Here is a 17,735-nt window from a genome sequence, read left to right as displayed (position 1 = left end):
TGTTTTTCCGGCTCTGCCTAGCTTGGAGCCTGCGTCGACGACGCATCAGCGGCCTTCTCGGCCATTTCCGCTCCGGCCTCCTGCTTCTCGCGCGCCAGACGGTCCCGCTCCTGGCCGCGTTCGATCAGCCGGGCCGACCAGATGGCGACCTCGTAGAGCAGGATGGTCGGGATGGCGAGGCCGATCTGGCTCATCGGATCGGGCGGCGTCAGCACGGCGGCGACGACGAAGGCGATGACGATCGCCCATTTGCGCTTCTCGGCCAGCGCCTTCGACGACAGCATGCCGACTCTGGTCATCAGGCTGGTCACCACGGGCAACTGGAACACCAGGCCGAAGGAGAAGATCAGCGTCATGATCAGGCTGAGATATTCCGACACTTTTGGCAGCAGCGATATCTGCACCTGGTCGTTGGTGCCGGTCTGCTGCATGGCGAGGAAGAACCACATCACCATCGGCGTGAAGAAGAAATAGACCAGCGACGCGCCCATCAGGAACAGGATCGGCGAGGCGATCAGGAACGGCAGGAATGCGTTGCGCTCGTTCTTGTAGAGGCCGGGCGCGATGAATTTGTAGATCTGCGTAGCGATCAGCGGAAAGGCGATGACCATGCCGCCGAACATGGCAAGCTTCACCTGCGTGAAGAAGAACTCCTGCGGCGCGGTGTAGATCAGCTCGACCTTGTGCGGGTCGAGCCCGGCCCACTGGGTCGCCCACTTGAACGGGATGACCAGAAGGTTGAACAGCCGCTTGGCAAAGAAGAAGCAGACGAGGAAGGCGACAAAGAAGCCGCCGAGCGACCAGATCAGCCGCCGGCGCAGCTCGATCAGATGCTCGATCAGCGGCGCCGACGATTTCTCAATTTCGTCTCTTTCCTGGTCCGTGACGCTCACTTGGCGGCTCCCGCCGTCTTCTTAGGCGCGGGCTTCGTCGCCGGCGCGGGCTTCGTCGCCGGCGCGGGCTTCGTCGCCGGCGCGGGCTTCACATCAGCCTTGCTCGCCGCCTTGGTTGCGGCCGGCTTGGATGTCTTTGCTGGCGCGGCTGGCTTGGCCGCTTTCGCTGGCGTCGGCTTTGCCTTCGCAGCCGTCGCCCTCGCCACGGTTGCTGGTGCCTTGACGGCCTTCGCCGTGGCCGGCTTCTTGGCTTCCACCGTCTGCGGCGCCGCCGTTGCAGCGGCAACCGCCGGCGTTACCACGGCATCGTCGGTCATCGCTGGAAAGATCGGCGCCGCCGGCGTCGCTTCCGGCGCCTCGACGCCAGGCAATACCGTGGCGCCGTTCTTCAGCGGTTCGCTGGCTTGTGGCGTCGAAGCAACGGGCGTGGCCGGATCGACGGCAGGCTTCGGCTTCATCGCCGCATCGACGCCAGAGCGGACATCGGCCGCCGCCTGCTCGAACGGATTGAGCTGCTTGCGGATCTCGGCGACCGGGCTGAGCCCCCTGAGCTCGTCGACCGACTTCTTGACGTCGTCGAGCTCGGCTTCCTTCAGCGCCTCGTTGAACTGCTTCTGGAAGTCGGCGGCCATGGCGCGCAGCTTTGCCGTCGTGCGGCCGAAGGTGCGCAGCATATTGGGCAAATCCTTCGGCCCGACGACCACGATCATGACGACCGCGATCACCAGCATCTCGGTCCAGCCGACTTCAAACATGGCAATCTGTTCCGACTAGAACCTCGGGCTCAGCTCTTGCTGGCCTTCTCCTTCACCGCCGAAACGGTTTCGTCGGCGCGGTGCTCGACGGTGCGCTTGTCGTCAGCGTCGTCGTCGGCCATGCCCTTCTTGAAGCTCTTGATGCCCTTGGCCATGTCGCCCATCAGCTCGGGAATCTTGCCGCGGCCGAACACCAGCAGCACGATCACCAGCACGATCATCCAGTGCCAAATCGAAAACGAACCCATAGCTACTCTCTCTCGAATGATTTCCCTGGCGATGATCTATGCGTTTTCGCGTTGGGATTCAAACACAACCGCAACAGAGTTGATGAAAGGCGGTCGGAAGTCACGCACTTTTGCCGCGAGTGCCCGCTACGAATCCGCGCAGCCCATCGCCTGCCGCCCGTTTTCAACGGATCTTACGGGTCAATCTTCCGTGACGCGCGGCGTCAACAGGCCGAGTTCCTCGAGGTCGATGTCGGTCAATGCATCCTCGTCCTCGGTCAGCGCGTCAGGGTCGGCCGGCGGCAGCGGCACGGAGAAATTCGATGGCATGCGGGTCGAAAGCAGCCCGGCGCCTTTCAGTTCCTCCATGCCGGGAAGATCGCGGATCTCCTCCAGCGCGAAATGATCGAGGAAGGCGTCCGTCGTGCCGTAGGTGACGGGACGGCCGGGCGTACGGCGTCGGCCGCGCATCCTGATCCATTCCGTCTCCATCAGCGTGTCGAGCGTGCCCTTGGAGGTTTCGACGCCTCTGATGTCCTCGATCTCGGCCCGCGTCACCGGCTGGTGATAGGCGATGATCGCCAGCACTTCGAGCGCCGCGCGGGAGAGCTTCCTTTGCTGGATGGTGTCGCGGCTCATCAGGAAGGCGAGATCGCCGGCGGTACGGAAGGCCCAGGCATCGCCGACACGCACCAGATTGACGCCGCGCCTGGCATAGATCTGCTGCAGGTCGGCCATAGCAGCGGTGACGTTGATGCCGTCGGGCAGACGTGCGGCAAGCTGCTTTTCGCTGACCGGCTCGGCGCTGGCGAAGATGATTGCCTCGGCCATGCGCACGGCTTCCGCCAGAGCGAGCCGCTCGGCCGGATTCTCGACGCAAGCCTGCTCGACCGCAGGTTCCTCGGCCTCGTCCTCGACCTTGAACGGAATGACCGAAGCGTTGGCGCGTTCGCTCATGCTACCACCTCGACTGCCTTTATGCCTTGCGCGCGGCCGCGCAGATAGATCGGCGCGAACACCTGCTCCTGCCGCAAGTCCAATTTGCCCTCACGCACCAGTTCGAGCGTCGCGGCGAAGGAGCTGGCGACCGCCGTGCGCCGCTCCTCCGGCGCCGCGAGATACTCGATCAGGAAACTGTCCAGCGCCGTCCAGTCGCTGAGCGTGCCGACCAGCCTGTTCAGGATGTCGCGCGCATCTTTGAGCGACCACACGCCACGCCTGGCGATCGTCACATTGTTGATCGCCTGCTTCTGGCGCTGCTGCGCATAGGCGGTGAGCAGATCGTAAAGCGAGGCGGAGTACGCGTTGCGCTTCTCGATGATGACCATCTCCGGCATGCCGCGCGCGAACACGTCGCGGCCGAGCCGGTTGCGGTTGACCAGCCTTGCCGAGGCATCGCGCATCGCCTCCAGCCGCTTCAGCCGGAACTGCAGCACCGCCGCCAGTTCCTCGCCGCTCTCGCCCTCTTCGCCCGGCTGCTTGGGGATCAGAAGTTTCGACTTCAGGAAGGCGAGCCACGCCGCCATCACCAGATAGTCGGCGGCAAGCTCCAGCCTCAGCGCCCTCACCTTCTCGATGAAGGCGAGGTACTGCTCAGCCAGCGCCAGGATCGATATGCGCGCCAGATCGACCTTCTGGTTGCGCGCCAGGTGCAGGAGAAGGTCGAGCGGGCCCTCGAAGCCGGCGACGTCGACGACCAGCGACGGATCGCCGGTGACGCGCGCATCGTCGTTCTCGGCCCACAGACGGTCCATCGGTGCGGCCTTCGCGGCCTTGCTGTCCAATGTTTCCGCCACTGCCCCTGTCTCTTTCCCCTGTCAGGCCACCGCGTCGAAATAGGTGGCAAACTCGGCGCGTATCTCGGTCTCGTTCGCGAGGTCGCGATCTTTAATATAGGACAGCGCCCGCTCGGCGCGCTCGAGCGACTTGCCGGCAAGCGCCGTGGTGCGTGACGCAATGCCTGACATTTCCTCGAAAACGCCGTTGCAGTGAAGGACCAGATCGCAGCCCGCCGCAAGGATCGCCGCCGCCTTTGTCGGGAAATCCCCAGAAAGTGCCTTCATCGAGGTGTCGTCGCTCATCAGCAGACCGTCGAAGCCGATCTCGCCGCGGATGATGTCGTTGACCACCTTTGCCGAGGTCGTTGCCGGGTTTTCCGGATCGACGGCGCTGTAGACGACATGCGCCGTCATTGCCATCGGCAAATCGTTGAGCGCCTTGAACGGAGCGAAATCATGGCTGCGCAGTTCGCTGAGCGGCGTGTCGACGGTCGGCAGTTCGAAATGCGTGTCGGCAAAGGCCCGCCCGTGCCCGGGAATGTGCTTCATCACCGGCAGCACGCCGCCCGACATCAGCCCCTCGGCCGCGGCGCGGCCGAGCTCGATCACGGCACCCGGCTCCTTGCCGTAGGCGCGCGCGCCGATGACATCGCTGGCGCCTTCCACCGGCACGTCGAGCACGGGCAGGCAATCGGCGGTTATGCCATGACGAAGCAGGTCGAAGGCATGCAAGCGCGCCATCAGCCATGCGGCGCGGCGGCCGGCCTCGCGGTCATTGCGCCACAGCGCGCCGAGCGCGCCACCCGCAGGATAGTTCGGTGCCAGCGGCGGCCGCAGGCGCTGCACCCGGCCGCCTTCCTGGTCGATGAACACCGGCGCGTCCGTACGCCCGACGGCGTCGCGCATCGAAGCCACCAGATCGCGGATCTGCTCGGTCTCGCCGACATTGCGGGCAAACAGGATGAAACCCCAGGGCCGCTCGTCGCGATAGAAGCGGATTTCCTCTGGGGTGAGCGATTTCCCGGCGCAGCCGAGGATCATGGATTTTGATTCGGTCATGCCTTGGAGCTTAGGGCTTCGCGCGGACAAAGGGAATCACCCGCATGACAAGCGGTTGAAGGCCCGATCCCGCAAAAAACCGGCGCGGCCCTGCGGCCGCGCCGGGTTGACTGGATTGCGCCCAGACTCAGCGCGACACGAAGCAGTTGCCGCCGGCCGCCTTATAGCTGGTGCACAGGGCGATCGCGTCGTTGCGCGACTGCGCCGGCACGCGGACGCGGTAGAAGGTGCCCTTGCCGGCGATCTCGGCCTTGACGATGTTGGCGGTGCGGCCCGACAGCACGCTGCCGTAGCGGCGCTGCAGGTCCTGGTATGTGGACTGCGCGCTTTCAACCGTCGGCTGCGAGGCGATCTGCATCGACCACGAACCACCACCTGCCGCTGCTGCGCTCGGCGATATGGAGGCGACCTGGTCGGGCTTCACCTCGCCGACGACGTCGACCGGCTGGTCGGACGGACGCTGCGGCGCCACCGGAACAGTGGCCGGCGTGTTGGCCGACTGGGTGTGGGCGGCCTGCGTCTTGGCTTCGGCCTTCGCCTCGGCCTTTGGCGCCTCGGCCGGCTTGAGCGGCTGTGCGGCCTCGGTCTGGTCGGCGCTGACAACCTGGTCGGTCGGCTGATCGCTCGCCTGATCGGTCGCCGGCGCCACTGTGCCGGTCTGCTCGGCGCCGGCCTGCGCCGCGGGGGCGACATGCTGCGGCGCCGGATCGGCCGGTTCGGCGGCAGCAACCTGCGAAGCAGCCTCGGGTGCAGGATCCTCGCGCGCAACCAGCGAGCCATCGGGCTTGACCATCATGGTCCTGACCTTGCGTGGCGCGACGGCGACGACTTCCGGATTGGTCCCCTTGTCGGCTTCCTGCAGGACCTGGGCTATGCGATCCTCGGATTTCGGCGCCGGCGCCGCATCGGCGCTGCCCGGCGCATCCACGCCCGGCATCGCCGTCGCGGCGGCATTGCCCACGGCGTCCGTGCCCGCAGCGGCGTCGGTATCGGCCGGCGAAAGATCGACGACGCGGCTCTCCGGCTCCTTGGCTTTCACATCGACTGGCTCTTCGGTGTTGGTGACCAGCTTTTCCTGCACCGGCTCGGCCGGCTTGGTACCCTTGACCACCGCGTCGTAGACCTTGTTGTCCTGGTTTGGCACCACCGTGCCGCCCGGATTCTCCGGCTTGACCTTGATTGGCGCGTTGTCGGCCTTGACGATAACCGGCGCCTCGCTGCCGCCCTTGCCGCCAAAGGACAAGGCAAAGGCGCCAAGACCACCGGCCAGGGCCACGGCGCCGACCACGGCGGCGATCAGCACGCCACGGCCGCGCGGCCTAGCGGCCTCACGCTCGGCAAGGCCCGGCACCGCCATCTCCTGGTCAAGCTCGGGGTCGTAGTCGAGCTCATCGACCGCGAAATCGTCGGCCTGCGCGACCGGCCGGCTGCCGGGCAGGTTGTCCATATCGAAGCCGCCCGTCGCGGCGGCCTGGGAAACCGGCGCTGGGGCTGCGAGCATTTCAGCCGGCTTCGCCGCCGCATAGGCGCGCGCGTCGCCGTGATCGTGGCCCGGCTTGAATCCGGCGCCGTAGCTGTCGTCCTCATAGGCGGCGGCTCGAGCCGGTGTCGGCGCGGGCGCGACCTCGACCGCGTTCATTTCATTCAGCAGACCGGCAAACTCGGCATCGAGATCGTCATAGGCCGGCGCTGCCGGCTTTTCTTCCTCGAAGTCCAGTTCGGGAATTTCGAGGTCGTCGGCAAGCGCCACCACACGCTCCGGCACGTCGACCGTCTCGACGTCAGGCATCTCGTCATAGGCTTGCTGATAGTCCGGCTGCGCGGGCTCAGGCTCAGGCTCTGCATAGACCGGAACGTCCTCCACGACCGGCTCCTGCCGGTATGACGGCGCGATCGAAACCGGCGCCACCGACGCCGTCGGCTGGGCTGTGAATGAAGCCTGGGCAGGTGCGGCGACCGGGGTCACGCGGCTCCACGACCGCGCCGGTTCGGGCGGGGTCGAGCGCAGCCAGTCCTGCGAAGGCGAGGCGGGTGCCACGGAATGGCCAGGCTCCCGATCGCCCTCAATGCCCTTGGCAAAGGCGGCATCAAATGCGTCATCGTCGAAGTCAATGTCGGCGGAGGCCGTTGCATTCTTGGCAGAAAGATCCAGGCCTTCGAGTTCACCCCCCGGAAGATCGCCGGAATCGGCTTCGGCCGATTTGGCCGCCTCATCCTGCTGCGGCTGGGCGTCCTCGTGGCCGTCGAGATCCCAATCGAGGTCATCGACGGTCTGCTGATCCGCGGGCTTCTCCGCCACCGGCTGACGGATAGGTTCGGGTTCCCTAGCGACGGGCATCGGCCGCGCGCTCATTGCGCCGAGCAGCGCGTTAAGCTCATCCTCGAGGCTTCGCTCATTGGCGGCGGTCGCAGGTTCCGATGGCTCGACCGCAACGGCCGCGGGCGTGATCGGTTCGGCCGCAGCGGCGGCGATCTCGGCAGCAGGTTCTTCAACCTCTCCGGCCGGCGCATCTTCGATATCAAGCTCGAAGACCGCAGGCGCGATCGGCTCGTCCGCAAAGGCGGCGAATTCGGCAGCCGGCTCTTCAACCTCTTCGGTCAGCGCATGCTCGACATCATCTTCGAAGGCTTCCTGCGCGGCAAGGTCTGTGGCATCGCCTTCGACGGCATATACAGGCTCGACAGGCACTGCGGCAGCCAGCGACTCTTCGGCATCGTCGATGCTGAGCGCGAAATCGTCGTCGAAGGACGCCTGCTCGGCAAGCTCGGAACCGTCTGTGTCGGCGGCATAAGCAGCGTCGGCAGGCTGTTCGACGGTCAGCGGCTCATCGATTTCAGCCGGGTGTTCCGCCTGCGCCTCGATATCCGTGTCGACATCGGCCATCGCCTCGTCGAAGTGACCAGAAAAGTCCTCCTCTGAAATCGCTTGGTCGGCAACAGCCTGAACAGGCGCCGGATGTTCGGCAACGGCCAGAGCGACGTAGTCATCAGCGGACGCGTGGTCGTCGAGCGTCAGTTCATCCTCGAGCGACAGGGAAACAGCATTATCGAAATCGTCCTCGAACGCGGTTTCGACCGCCGGCGCTGCAACCTCTGCGGCACGATGGTCGACTGCCTCGACGGCATGATCGCCGAGCTGGAATTCCCGATCGAGCGACGCGGCAAGCTCGTCGTCCATCGGCAGATCGTCGTCGAGCGGAGAGACGTCTTCGAGCGAACTGGCGACCGCCTGGCCGAGATCATCATCGAAGGCCGCTGCGAGCTCAGGCTCCGCATCGACCTGCGGCGCCGCTACAGCGCCTGCCGCGGGCGCGGTGGCGAAATGATGGTCCTCGATATCGTCGAACACGAAGTCCTGGTCGAGCGACGCCGCAAGCTCGTCGTCAAGCGCGTTGCGGGCCGCGGCTTCGAAAGCCGGCTCTTTCGGTTGCGCGACGGCTTTGCTCTCCTCCGCGCCGAACTCGCCCATCAGTTCCTTCTCGAGGTCGATGTCGAAATCGCCCTCCGCGGCAGGCTGATTGGCGGGCGCAGCCTTCTGGACAGGCGCCTGCGGCTTTACCGGCTGGCGCGGGTCGAAACCCATGATCCTGGTCAGTTCCGCAAACGGATCGTCGTCAGCGATGTCGTTGCGATCGGCTACTTTCAGCTGGGTTCTGTCTGCCATTATTGTTCCCGAACTCGCACACAGTCGGACGCCATGGACGTCGCGCAGGGTTGGCCCTTACCAGCGCAATGTGGGCAAAAGGTGACAGGTTTTTTAGTCAAACCTAACGCATCTCGGTGGGCGCATCCGCCCCTATCAGCGTCAGGCCGGACGTCAAAACGTCCGAAACAGCCTGCACCAGCCCTAGTCTGGCATACGTCAATTGTCGGTCGTTAACCTTAACAAAACGTAAGTCGGGATTATCGGTCCCCCGGTTCCAGTGTCCATGGAAGCTGGAAGCCAGATCGTAGAGGTAGAATGCCAGCCTGTGCGGCTCCAATGCAAGAGCCGCGGACTCAATCAGCCTGGGATATTCAGCCAGCTTCCGGATCAGGCCGATTTCGCCCTCGTCCGAGAGCGAAGCCACCGAAGCCGTCAGCCGGTTGCGATCGAAATTAGCCTCGCCCAACTGCTCGCTCGCCTGCCGGAACACCGAGTGGCAGCGCGCCGAGGCGTACTGCACGTAGAACACCGGATTGTCCTTCGATTGCTCGGTCACCTTGGCGAAATCGAAGTCGAGCGGCGCGTCGTTCTTGCGGTAAAGCATCATAAAGCGGATCGGATCGCGACCGACCTCTTCGACCACCTCGCGCAGTGTGACGAAATCGCCGGAGCGCTTGGACATGCGGACCGGCTCGCCGTCGCGGAACAACTTCACCAGTTGGCAAAGCAGCACTGTGAGCTTCACCTCGTCGCCGGCGATGGCCCGGGCGAGCGCCTCCAGCCGCTTGACGTATCCGCCATGGTCGGCGCCCAGCACATAGATCAGGTCGACGAAGCCGCGCTCCACCTTGTCCTTGAGGTAGGCGACATCGGCGGCGAAATAGGTGAAGGAACCGTCCGACTTGACCAGCGCCCGGTCCATGTCGTCGCCGACGGCCGTCGAGCGGAACAGGGTCTGCTCGCGGTCTTCCCAGTCGTCCGGCTTCTCGCCCTTGGGCGGCGGCAGCTTGCCCTTGTAGATATGACCCTTCAGCGTCAGGTCGGCGATCGCCGCCCTGATCTTCTTGGCATGGTCGGCGTGCAGCGTGCGCTCGGAGAAGAACACGTCGTGATGCACGTTGAGCAGCGCCAGGTCCTCACGGATCATCGCCATCATTGCGTCGATAGTGCGATCCTTGACGATGGCCAGCGCCTCGTCCTCCGGCATCTGCAGCAGTTTGCCGCCGAACTCCTGCGCCAGCGCCTGGCCGACCGGCACGAGATAGTCGCCCGGATAGAGGCCGGGCGGGATCTCGCCGATCGTCTCGCCGAGCGCCTCGCGATAGCGCAGCAGGGCCGAGCGGCCGAGCACGTCGATCTGCGAGCCAGCGTCGTTGATGACATATTCCTTGGTCACATCGTAGCCGGCGAAGGCCATCAGATTGGCGAGCGTGTCGCCCACCACCGCGCCCCGGCAATGGCCGACATGCATGGGCCCGGTCGGATTGGCCGAGACATATTCGACATTGGCCTTGCGGCCGCCGCCGATGGTCGAGCGGCCATAGTTGCGACCTTCGCCGAGGAGCGCCGCCAGATGCGCCTGCCAGAACCCATCCTGCAGCCTGAGATTGACGAAGCCCGGACCGGCGACGTCGGCCGCCGCGACGTCGGCGTCGCCACGCAGCGCCTCGGCCAGCCTTTCGGCCAACGCGCGCGGGTTCTGCCCGGTCGGCTTGGCCAGCACCATCGCGGCGTTGGTGGCGAGATCGCCATGGCTGGCGTCGCGCGGCGGCTCGACGGCGATGCGCGACAAGTCGAGCAACGCGCCATCCTTGTCTCTCAGATCAAGCGCTTCGACGGCTTTTATGACTCGCGCGTTGAAATCGGCGAATATGTTCATTGGGTCTGGCTCTGGCGGCTGTGCAAGGGAATCCGGCTCGTTGGCCGGCAAAATCGCGTCCGCCCTAGCTCAAATCGGGCGTGTGGTCAAACAAGCGCCGATGTTCCTTCAGCGCATAGGTGTCGGTCATGCCTGCCAGGAAATCCGCCACGGCGCGCGCCTTGATGCGGTCCTGCGCTCTATCGAGTCCTTCGCGCCAGCCGTCCGGCATGGCGCGCGGCGCGGCGAAATAGAAGTCGAACAGGTCGCGCACGATCCGTTCGGCATCGGCCCGCACCCGCATGACCTCGCTGTGCCGGTAAAGGTGCTTGTAGAGAAAGGCTTTCAACTCCTTCTCGGTCGCGGCCATGCCGGCCGAGAAGGTCACCATCGTCTCGCCCGCCGCCCGCACCGCGTCGGCGCTCTCGGGCTTTAGCCGCTCGAGGTTGGCGTGGGTGGAGGCAATCACGTCCTCGACCATCATAGTGATCTGCCGCCGCATCAGCTCGTGGCCGGTGCGCACCGGATCGAGCGCCGGGTAGCGCGCTCGTACGCTCGCCAGGATCGAGCCCGGCAAGGTGACGTCCTCCAGCATGTCGAGCGTCAGGAAGCCCGACCGCAGACCGTCGTCGATGTCATGGGTGTTGTAGGCGATGTCGTCGGCGATCGCCGCGCATTGCGCCTCGATGCCGGCGAACCGGTCGAGCTCGAGATCGTGCAATTGCGAATAGTCACGGATCGCCTGCGGCACCGGGCCCTTCAGCCCCTGCCCTTTGGCATTCGTCAATGGCCCGTTGTGCTTGACCAGCCCCTCCAGCGTCTCCCAGGTGAGGTTCAGACCGTCGAACTCGGCATAGCGCCGCTCCAGCCGCGTCACCACGCGCAGCGACTGCGCATTGTGGTCGAAGCCGCCCCAGGCGGCCATCTTCTCGTTCAACGCCTCCTCGCCGGTATGGCCGAACGGCGTATGGCCAAAATCATGCACCAGCGCCACCGCCTCCGCCAGATCCTCGTCGCCGCGCAGCGCCCGCGCCAGCGCGCGTGCGATCTGCGCCACTTCGATCGAATGCGTCAGCCTCGTGCGGTAGTGGTCGCCCTCATGCGCGACGAACACCTGCGTCTTGTGCTTCAGGCGGCGGAAGGCGGTCGAATGGATGATGCGGTCGCGATCGCGCTGGAACGGCGTGCGGGTCGGGCTTTCGGCCTCCTCGAACAGGCGGCCGCGCGAGCGCGCGGGATCGCTGGCATAGGCGGCGCGCGGCCGGTAGCCGAACCCTATGTCGCCGAGAGCATCCTTGCCCTGCCGCACGTCCATTCACCCACCAGTTGACTTGGCCCCGCCCGCTTCATACCTATCATATGAAACCGAAAGCAAGGTGACGCCGATGGGCGCGGATGCCAAGACTGCCATGAAGGTCGAGATGACCGACGCCGCCGCCAAGCGGATCGCCAGGATCGTTTCCGGCGAGCCGGGCAAGACGGCGCTGCGCGTCTCGGTCGAAGGCGGCGGCTGCTCCGGCTTTTCCTACAAGTTCGACCTCGTCGACACGCGCAACGACGACGACGTCGCCATCGAGAAGGACGGCGCCACCGTGCTGATCGACGACCTGTCGCTGGTCTATATGGGCGGCTCGGTGATCGACTTCGTCGACGACCTGATGGGCCAGTCGTTCCAGATCAGGAACCCCAATGCCGTCGCCTCCTGCGGCTGCGGCACCAGTTTCTCTGTTTAGCAGAAATCGGATGCCTGCGATCGGCGCGGTCCGTCAGGTCGCGCTCTCGGCCGGCCGCGATCTCGACATCACGCTCGCCTTCTGGCGTGACGTGCTCGGCATGGGCGTGCATGCGCGCTACGATCCGCCGGGCATCGCCTTCATCATGGCCGGCGACGTGCGCCTGTTCTTCACCGATGGCGTGCCGGCGGGCATCGTCTATCTCGACATTACCGGCCTCGAAGCCTTCCATGCGCAGGCGAAGGCCGCGGGCATTCCCTTCACCGCGCCGCCGGCACTCGTCCATCGCGACACCGAGGGCCAGTTCGGTCCGGCGGGGGAAAGCGAGTGGATGGCCTTCCTAAAGGACCCGGCAGGCAATACGATCGGCCTCGTCGAACGCCTCCCGTCCGAAGATCCCAAGGGCAATCCATGAAAATCGTCACCTGGAACATCAACGGCGTGCGCGCCCGCATCGGCAACCTCACCCACTGGCTGACCGAAAGCGCGCCCGACATCGTCTGCCTGCAGGAGATCAAATCGGTCGACGAACAGTTCCCGCGCGCCGAGGTCGAGGCGCTCGGCTACAATGTCGAGACCCATGGCCAGAAGGGCTTCAACGGCGTCGCCCTCCTGTCGAAGCTGCGCTTCGACGAAGTTATCAAGGGCCTGCCCGGCGATGACGAGGACGAGCAGGCGCGCTTCATCGAGGGCGTGTTCTCGACCGACAGGGGCGCGCTGCGTGTCGCCTCGCTCTATCTGCCGAACGGCAATCCGATCGACGACGAGAAGAAGTTCTCCTACAAGCTGTCCTGGATGGCGCGGCTGGAGAGGTGGGCGCAGGAGCGGCTGCGGCTCGAGGAGGCGCTGGTGCTGGCCGGCGACTACAATGTCATCCCCGAAGCCGCCGACGCCCGGTTCCCGGACAACTGGCTGGGCGACGCGCTGTTCCAGCCGCAGACGCGGCAGGCCTTCCGTCGGCTGAAGAACCTCGGCTTCACCGAAGCAGTGCGCGCCGTCACCGATTCGTCCGATGTCTACACGTTCTGGGACTATCAGGCCGGCGCCTGGCAGAAGAACAACGGCATCCGCATCGACCACCTGCTTTTGTCGCCCGAAGCCGCCAACCGTTTTTCCTCGGCCTCGGTCGAAAAGCATGTCCGCGCCTGGGAGAAGCCATCCGACCACGTGCCGGTGGCGATCGAACTGGCGCTGCAGCCCGCCTGACGGCTACTCACGCAAATCTCCGCAAAACCCTGATATCGCCACAAATTGCGCGTTTGATGCGACTTGCTGCGGGGGTTCGATGGCGATCCGGTTTGTTCTTTGCTCGGCTGGTCTTGTGTTGGCGTTGATCGCGCCGGCACCGGTGCTTGCCGCCCAGGCATGCCTTGCCAACGGCAAATCGTTCAAGATTGGTGAGACCGCCTGCCTGACGATTGCCGGCGAAAGCCACCTCGCCCGCTGCGACATGGTTCTCAACAACACCTCGTGGACCAAGATCCATGACGACTGCCGGGGCACGACCCCGCCGGTCATGACCACGCCGATCTCGACGCCTGCGCCAAGCATGGTGCCGACGGAACCGACCGAGAACTGATTTACCTGGGGTGACTTGGCAGCGGCGCGGCTTACTGGTCGCCGCCGCCCTTCGTCAGGATGTCGTCGGCCAGGGAGATGGCCGTGCGGCGGTCGGCTTCGCCGGCGGCGGCGAAGGCCTCTTCCTGCATGCTGCGGATCCACGGCTGGTCGGCCGGTGCGGCACGCTCGAGTGCGGCCGTCATCATCGCCAGGCCGCGCACCACCTTGCCGCTCTGGAACAGGAGGTTGCCGAGCGTCGCCTGCGCGCCGGCATGGCCCTTCTCGGCCGCCAGTTGGAGCCAGCGCCCGGCCTGCTTGACGCTTGCCTTGACGCCGCCCTCGCCCTTCAGGAACATCTGCCCGATCTCGAATTGGGCGTTCGGATTGCGGTAGTTGGCGGCCGCGCGCATGTAGTATTCCTGCGCCGCGACCTCGTTCTCCGTGACGGGGCTGCCGGGTATGCCCTTGCGCAGATAGTCGCCGAGCGCCACCAGCGCGTCGGAGACATAGCTCTCCTCCGGCGAACCCGGCTCGACATCCTGGTCGACGATCTCCGAGAAGAACTTGAAGGCCGCATAGTCGTCGCGTGCCACGCCGTCGCCTTCGGCATACATGCGCGCAAGCTTCCAGGTGGCGCCAATCTGGCCGTTCTCGGCGGCGTATTTATAAGCCTCGACCGCCTGGTCCTTGTGGCCGTTCTTGTAGGCGGAAAAGCCGAACTGGAACACCGCCCACGGGCTGGACTGCGGCTTCACGCCGGTCTTGTCGTCGAATACCTTGTCGTCGAAGGCCATGGCTTGGCCCACGGCGCCCAAGGTCGCCACAGCGACCAGTGCCGAAAAGACAGACGACCTCAACACCTCAGATATCCGCATAGCAATGTGTTTCTTTCGCACCGCCCGGGTGGGTCACCGCGCCGTCGCGGGCCGATCCGACCGTCTGCGCATATTTCCAGATCGCGCCCGACTGATAGTCGGTCTTGCGCGCCTTCCACGTCTTCTTCCTCGCCGCCAGCTCGGCGTCGGACAGCGCCACCTCGATCGTGCCGTTGACCGCATCGATCGAGATCACGTCACCGTCCCTGATGAGCCCGATCGGACCGCCGATAGCCGCCTCCGGCCCGACATGGCCGATGCAGAAGCCGCGCGTCGCGCCCGAGAACCGTCCGTCGGTGATCAGCGCCACCTTGCCGCCCATGCCCTGACCGTAGAGAGCCGCCGTCGTCGACAGCATTTCCCGCATGCCCGGACCGCCGCGCGGACCCTCGTAGCGGATGACGAGAACCTCGCCTTCCTTGTAGTTGCGCTGCGTGACCGCTTCGAAGCACTCCTCTTCCGAATCGAAGCAACGCGCCGGACCCGAGAATTTCAGTTCCGACATGCCCGCGACCTTCACGATCGCGCCTTCGGGGGCAAGGTTGCCCTTCAGGCCCACGACACCGCCTGTCTTGGTGATTGGCCGGTTGGCGGGACGGACCACATCCTGGCTGTCATTCCAGGCAACATGCTGCATGTTTTCGGCCAAAGTACGGCCGGTCACGGTCATGCAATCGCCATGCAGGTAACCATGGTCGAGCAGTGTCTTCATCAACAGCGGAATGCCGCCGGCCTCGAACATGTCCTTGGCGACATATTTGCCGCCGGGCTTGAGATCGGCGATGTAAGGTGTCTTCTCGAAGATCGCGGCGACGTCGAAGAGGTCGAACTTGATCCCGGCCTCATGCGCGATCGCCGGCAGGTGCAGCGCGGCATTGGTCGAGCCGCCGGTGGCGGACACGACGGTCGCGGCGTTCTCCAGCGACTTCAGCGTGATGATGTCGCGTGGCCGGATGTTCTTCGCGATCAGCTCCATAACCTTTTCGCCGGAGGCGTAGTTGAAGCGGTCGCGCATCTCGTAGGGTGCCGGCGCGCCGCAGGAATAGGGCAGCGCCAGGCCGATCGCCTCGGCGACGGTGGCCATCGTGTTGGCGGTGAACTGGGCGCCGCACGAGCCGGCCGACGGACAGGCTGCCTGTTCGATCTCGAGCAGTTCGGCGTCGCTGATCGTGCCGACCGAATGCTGGCCGACCGCCTCGAACACGTCTTGCACGGTGATCTGCCGGCCGCGATAGCTGCCGGGAAGGATCGAGCCGCCATAGATGAAGATCGATGGCACGTTGAGGCGCACCATGGCCATCATCATGCCGGGCAGCGACTTGTCGCAACCGGCAAGACCGACCAGCGCGTCGTAGCAATGGCCGCGCATGGTCAGCTCGACGGAATCGGCGATCACCTCGCGCGACACAAGCGACGATTTCATGCCCTGGTGGCCCATGGCGATGCCGTCGGTGACGGTGATGGTGCAGAACTCGCGCGGTGTGCCGTTGGCGGCGGCGACGCCTTTCTTGACCACCTGCGCCTGACGCATCAGCGAGATGTTGCAGGGTGCCGCCTCGTTCCAGCAGCTGGCGACGCCGACCAGCGGCTGCGCGATCTCGGCCGCCGACAATCCCATGGCGTAGAGGTACGAGCGATGCGGCGCGCGCGCCGGACCCACGGTCACGTAGCGGCTGGGCAGCTTGGCCTTGGAGATAACTCTGGCGTCCATACTCGTCCTTGCCGCGGGCGGTGCGGCCTGCCCCATCGCCGAGCCTTTTGGCGCGTGTCCCGAGACCATTTCGAGGTGCGCCGGGTTTATGGCGGGAAATGGGCAATCCCCCTGGCCGGAACTGTAGCGCTGGGGTTGTTCATAAAGTGTTGCTAAAACGTCACAATTGTGAGGGGCGCGGGATGTGCGGCGAATCTGCACCGCGGCGAGATTGGTGCGGCTACGGCGACGCCCGCACGCCTGACGGCACCAACGAAAAAGGCCGGGCAATGCCCGGCCTTTTGTGTTCAGTTTGAAGGGCTTACCACTTCACCTTAAACGAGGTGGAGACGGCGGAAACAAGGTCGTTGCCGAAGTCGGCGGTATAGTCGGTGCCGTAGGTGACGCCGTCGCTGCCGACGACAGGATGTATCGACCCGCTGGTGAGCACGCCCAGCGCGCCACCGAAACGGAGCTCGATGTTCTGGGTCGGCGTGTACGCCACGCCGCCGCTGATGGTCCAGGTGTCGGTCTGGGCGCTGAGGCCGGTGGTGGTACCACGATCCCAGGTAAGAACTGCCGCACCGCTCCACTGATCGTTGAACTTGTGGCCGATGCCGCCGGAGACAGTCCATCCGTCCCTGTAGAGCAGATCCAATGACGTCGCGCGAACCACGCTGGTGGTGGTGCAGGCAAACACGCCCTTCGTCGCAGTCGGGCAGAACGGAATGCTCTGCAATTGGCTCCAGTTCATCCACTTGATGGAGCCGAAGGCCAGCCATCCTGGCGCGATACCAGACTGCAGCTTCAGTTCCACCGAGTCCGGCACTTCAGAGGAGCCATAGACATTGGTTACGGTACCTAGCAGCGGATTTGTCGGATCGATGATGCTGGAAACCTGGGTCAGGTCGAGCGTTCCGGCGAGGTTGTCGAGCTTCACCGCCGAATTGTAGACCAGGCTGGCGCGCAGAGCGATTTCCGGAATCTCATAGGCGACACCGGCACGCCATCCCCAGCCATCTCCCTCGAGATCGAGGCGTCCTACGCCCGTGCCCAAGAATGCCGGGAGAGGAGCAACCAACTGCTCCTTGAAGCCCGAAACATCCTCGTGAAATACGCCGCCAAGAACCCGAAACTGACCTTTGCCAAGGTCCATCTTGTACGAGCAGGTTGCGCCCAGCGCTTCGCTCTTTACCTTGGTTATGATATTGCCGTTCGCACCGGCCCAATTGGCGCCGGGATTGCTGAACGCTCCGATCGGTTGGCCGTAGTCGCCGAGGCAATCGACAGGGCCCATGCCGATCTTGATGCCGGCACTTGGCACCCAGTAGCTTTCGGTATCGCGGGCGGAGTTGGATGCGCCCAACAAATTAAGCGGCCCATTTGTCGGGTCGATGTCCACCACGTTCTTCAGGTCTCGTTGCGGCATCACATAGGTGGCGGAAGCCTCGCCGGTGACCTGCGCTGGATCGAACAGCAGGTCGATGTCGTAACCGCCGCGTTCCAGGCCGCCGGCATGCGCGGAACCGATCGCGGCCAGCGAAAAGCACCCCGCCCCCAGCAGTGCTTTCAAACGCAAATTGTTCATGGATATCCTCCCCGAAATACTAGTGGATCAAGCTAGAACCAATTCGGGTTAACGGCGCAACAATGAATTCAGG

Annotated in this window: 16 protein-coding genes; 4 read left to right on the top strand and 12 right to left on the bottom strand. The window is 64.8% G+C overall.

The window, feature by feature from the left end; genetic code table 11:
- Positions 1-17 precede the first annotated feature (17 nt).
- The 9 genes from tatC to EJ073_RS01955 form a co-directional block, all read right to left on the bottom strand.
- Positions 18-893 (bottom strand): twin-arginine translocase subunit TatC, encoded by an 876-nt coding sequence (gene tatC, locus EJ073_RS01995; protein ID WP_126054202.1) that lies wholly within the window; start codon positions 891-893, stop codon positions 18-20.
- On the bottom strand, positions 890-1,648 hold the full coding sequence (gene tatB / locus EJ073_RS01990) for a Sec-independent protein translocase protein TatB (protein ID WP_126054201.1): 759 nt from the start codon (positions 1,646-1,648) through the stop codon (positions 890-892). The genes tatC and tatB overlap by 4 nt, the downstream gene beginning before the upstream one ends.
- 29 nt (positions 1,649-1,677) lie before the next feature.
- Complete coding sequence (locus EJ073_RS01985) at positions 1,678-1,896, bottom strand: twin-arginine translocase TatA/TatE family subunit (RefSeq protein ID WP_126054200.1); 219 nt, start codon at positions 1,894-1,896, stop codon at positions 1,678-1,680.
- A 180-nt stretch (positions 1,897-2,076) separates the two neighbouring features.
- Positions 2,077-2,832 (bottom strand): SMC-Scp complex subunit ScpB, encoded by a 756-nt coding sequence (gene scpB / locus EJ073_RS01980; RefSeq protein WP_126054199.1) that lies wholly within the window; start codon positions 2,830-2,832, stop codon positions 2,077-2,079.
- Positions 2,829-3,629, bottom strand: coding sequence for a ScpA family protein (locus EJ073_RS01975; RefSeq protein WP_126059057.1), 801 nt, complete (start codon positions 3,627-3,629; stop codon positions 2,829-2,831). The genes scpB and EJ073_RS01975 overlap by 4 nt, the downstream gene beginning before the upstream one ends.
- 63 nt (positions 3,630-3,692) lie before the next feature.
- The gene (gene nagZ / locus EJ073_RS01970; protein WP_126054198.1) at positions 3,693-4,712 is read right to left on the bottom strand and encodes a beta-N-acetylhexosaminidase; all 1,020 of its coding nucleotides are present in this window, start codon (positions 4,710-4,712) and stop codon (positions 3,693-3,695) included.
- 127 nt (positions 4,713-4,839) lie between these two features.
- Entirely contained in the window at positions 4,840-8,376 is a 3,537-nt protein-coding gene (locus EJ073_RS01965) for an SPOR domain-containing protein (RefSeq protein WP_126054197.1), read from the bottom strand.
- Between the two features lie 103 nt (positions 8,377-8,479).
- A complete protein-coding gene (gene argS / locus EJ073_RS01960; RefSeq protein WP_126054196.1) occupies positions 8,480-10,237 on the bottom strand; it encodes an arginine--tRNA ligase in 1,758 nt (585 codons plus the stop codon).
- Positions 10,238-10,301: 64 nt separating this feature from the next.
- Positions 10,302-11,531 (bottom strand): deoxyguanosinetriphosphate triphosphohydrolase, encoded by a 1,230-nt coding sequence (locus EJ073_RS01955; protein WP_126054195.1) that lies wholly within the window; start codon positions 11,529-11,531, stop codon positions 10,302-10,304.
- A gap of 70 nt (positions 11,532-11,601) precedes the next feature.
- Here EJ073_RS01955 and erpA point away from each other — a divergent pair, with 70 nt between their 5' ends.
- The 4 genes from erpA to EJ073_RS01935 all read left to right on the top strand — a co-directional run bounded on the left by erpA (position 11,602) and on the right by EJ073_RS01935 (position 13,528).
- The gene (erpA, locus tag EJ073_RS01950; protein WP_126054194.1) at positions 11,602-11,949 is read left to right on the top strand and encodes an iron-sulfur cluster insertion protein ErpA; all 348 of its coding nucleotides are present in this window, start codon (positions 11,602-11,604) and stop codon (positions 11,947-11,949) included.
- 10 nt (positions 11,950-11,959) lie between these two features.
- On the top strand, positions 11,960-12,364 hold the full coding sequence (locus tag EJ073_RS01945) for a VOC family protein (protein ID WP_126054193.1): 405 nt from the start codon (positions 11,960-11,962) through the stop codon (positions 12,362-12,364).
- Positions 12,361-13,155, top strand: a complete 795-nt coding sequence (gene xth, locus EJ073_RS01940; protein ID WP_126054192.1) for an exodeoxyribonuclease III — start codon at positions 12,361-12,363, stop codon at positions 13,153-13,155. Before EJ073_RS01945 ends, xth begins: the two co-directional genes overlap by 4 nt.
- A 79-nt stretch (positions 13,156-13,234) precedes the next feature.
- The gene (locus EJ073_RS01935) at positions 13,235-13,528 is read left to right on the top strand and encodes a hypothetical protein (RefSeq protein ID WP_126054191.1); all 294 of its coding nucleotides are present in this window, start codon (positions 13,235-13,237) and stop codon (positions 13,526-13,528) included.
- A gap of 31 nt (positions 13,529-13,559) precedes the next feature.
- On the opposite strand, the gene EJ073_RS01930 is transcribed toward EJ073_RS01935, so the two are convergent.
- The 3 genes from EJ073_RS01930 to EJ073_RS01920 all read right to left on the bottom strand — a co-directional run bounded on the left by EJ073_RS01930 (position 13,560) and on the right by EJ073_RS01920 (position 17,662).
- Positions 13,560-14,384: a tetratricopeptide repeat protein gene (locus EJ073_RS01930; RefSeq protein ID WP_126054190.1), complete on the bottom strand. Its 825-nt coding sequence runs from the start codon at positions 14,382-14,384 to the stop codon at positions 13,560-13,562.
- Positions 14,371-16,095: a dihydroxy-acid dehydratase gene (gene ilvD, locus EJ073_RS01925; RefSeq protein WP_126054189.1), complete on the bottom strand. Its 1,725-nt coding sequence runs from the start codon at positions 16,093-16,095 to the stop codon at positions 14,371-14,373. Before ilvD ends, EJ073_RS01930 begins: the two co-directional genes overlap by 14 nt.
- 301 nt (positions 16,096-16,396) lie before the next feature.
- Complete coding sequence (locus EJ073_RS01920; RefSeq protein WP_126054188.1) at positions 16,397-17,662, bottom strand: OmpP1/FadL family transporter; 1,266 nt, start codon at positions 17,660-17,662, stop codon at positions 16,397-16,399.
- Positions 17,663-17,735: the final 73 nt, after the last annotated feature.

The sequence above is a fragment of the Mesorhizobium sp. M4B.F.Ca.ET.058.02.1.1 genome (assembly GCF_003952505.1).
In the GTDB taxonomy this organism is placed as follows: Bacteria; Pseudomonadota; Alphaproteobacteria; order Rhizobiales; family Rhizobiaceae; genus Mesorhizobium.
This window is presented reverse-complemented; position numbering and strand designations above follow the sequence as displayed.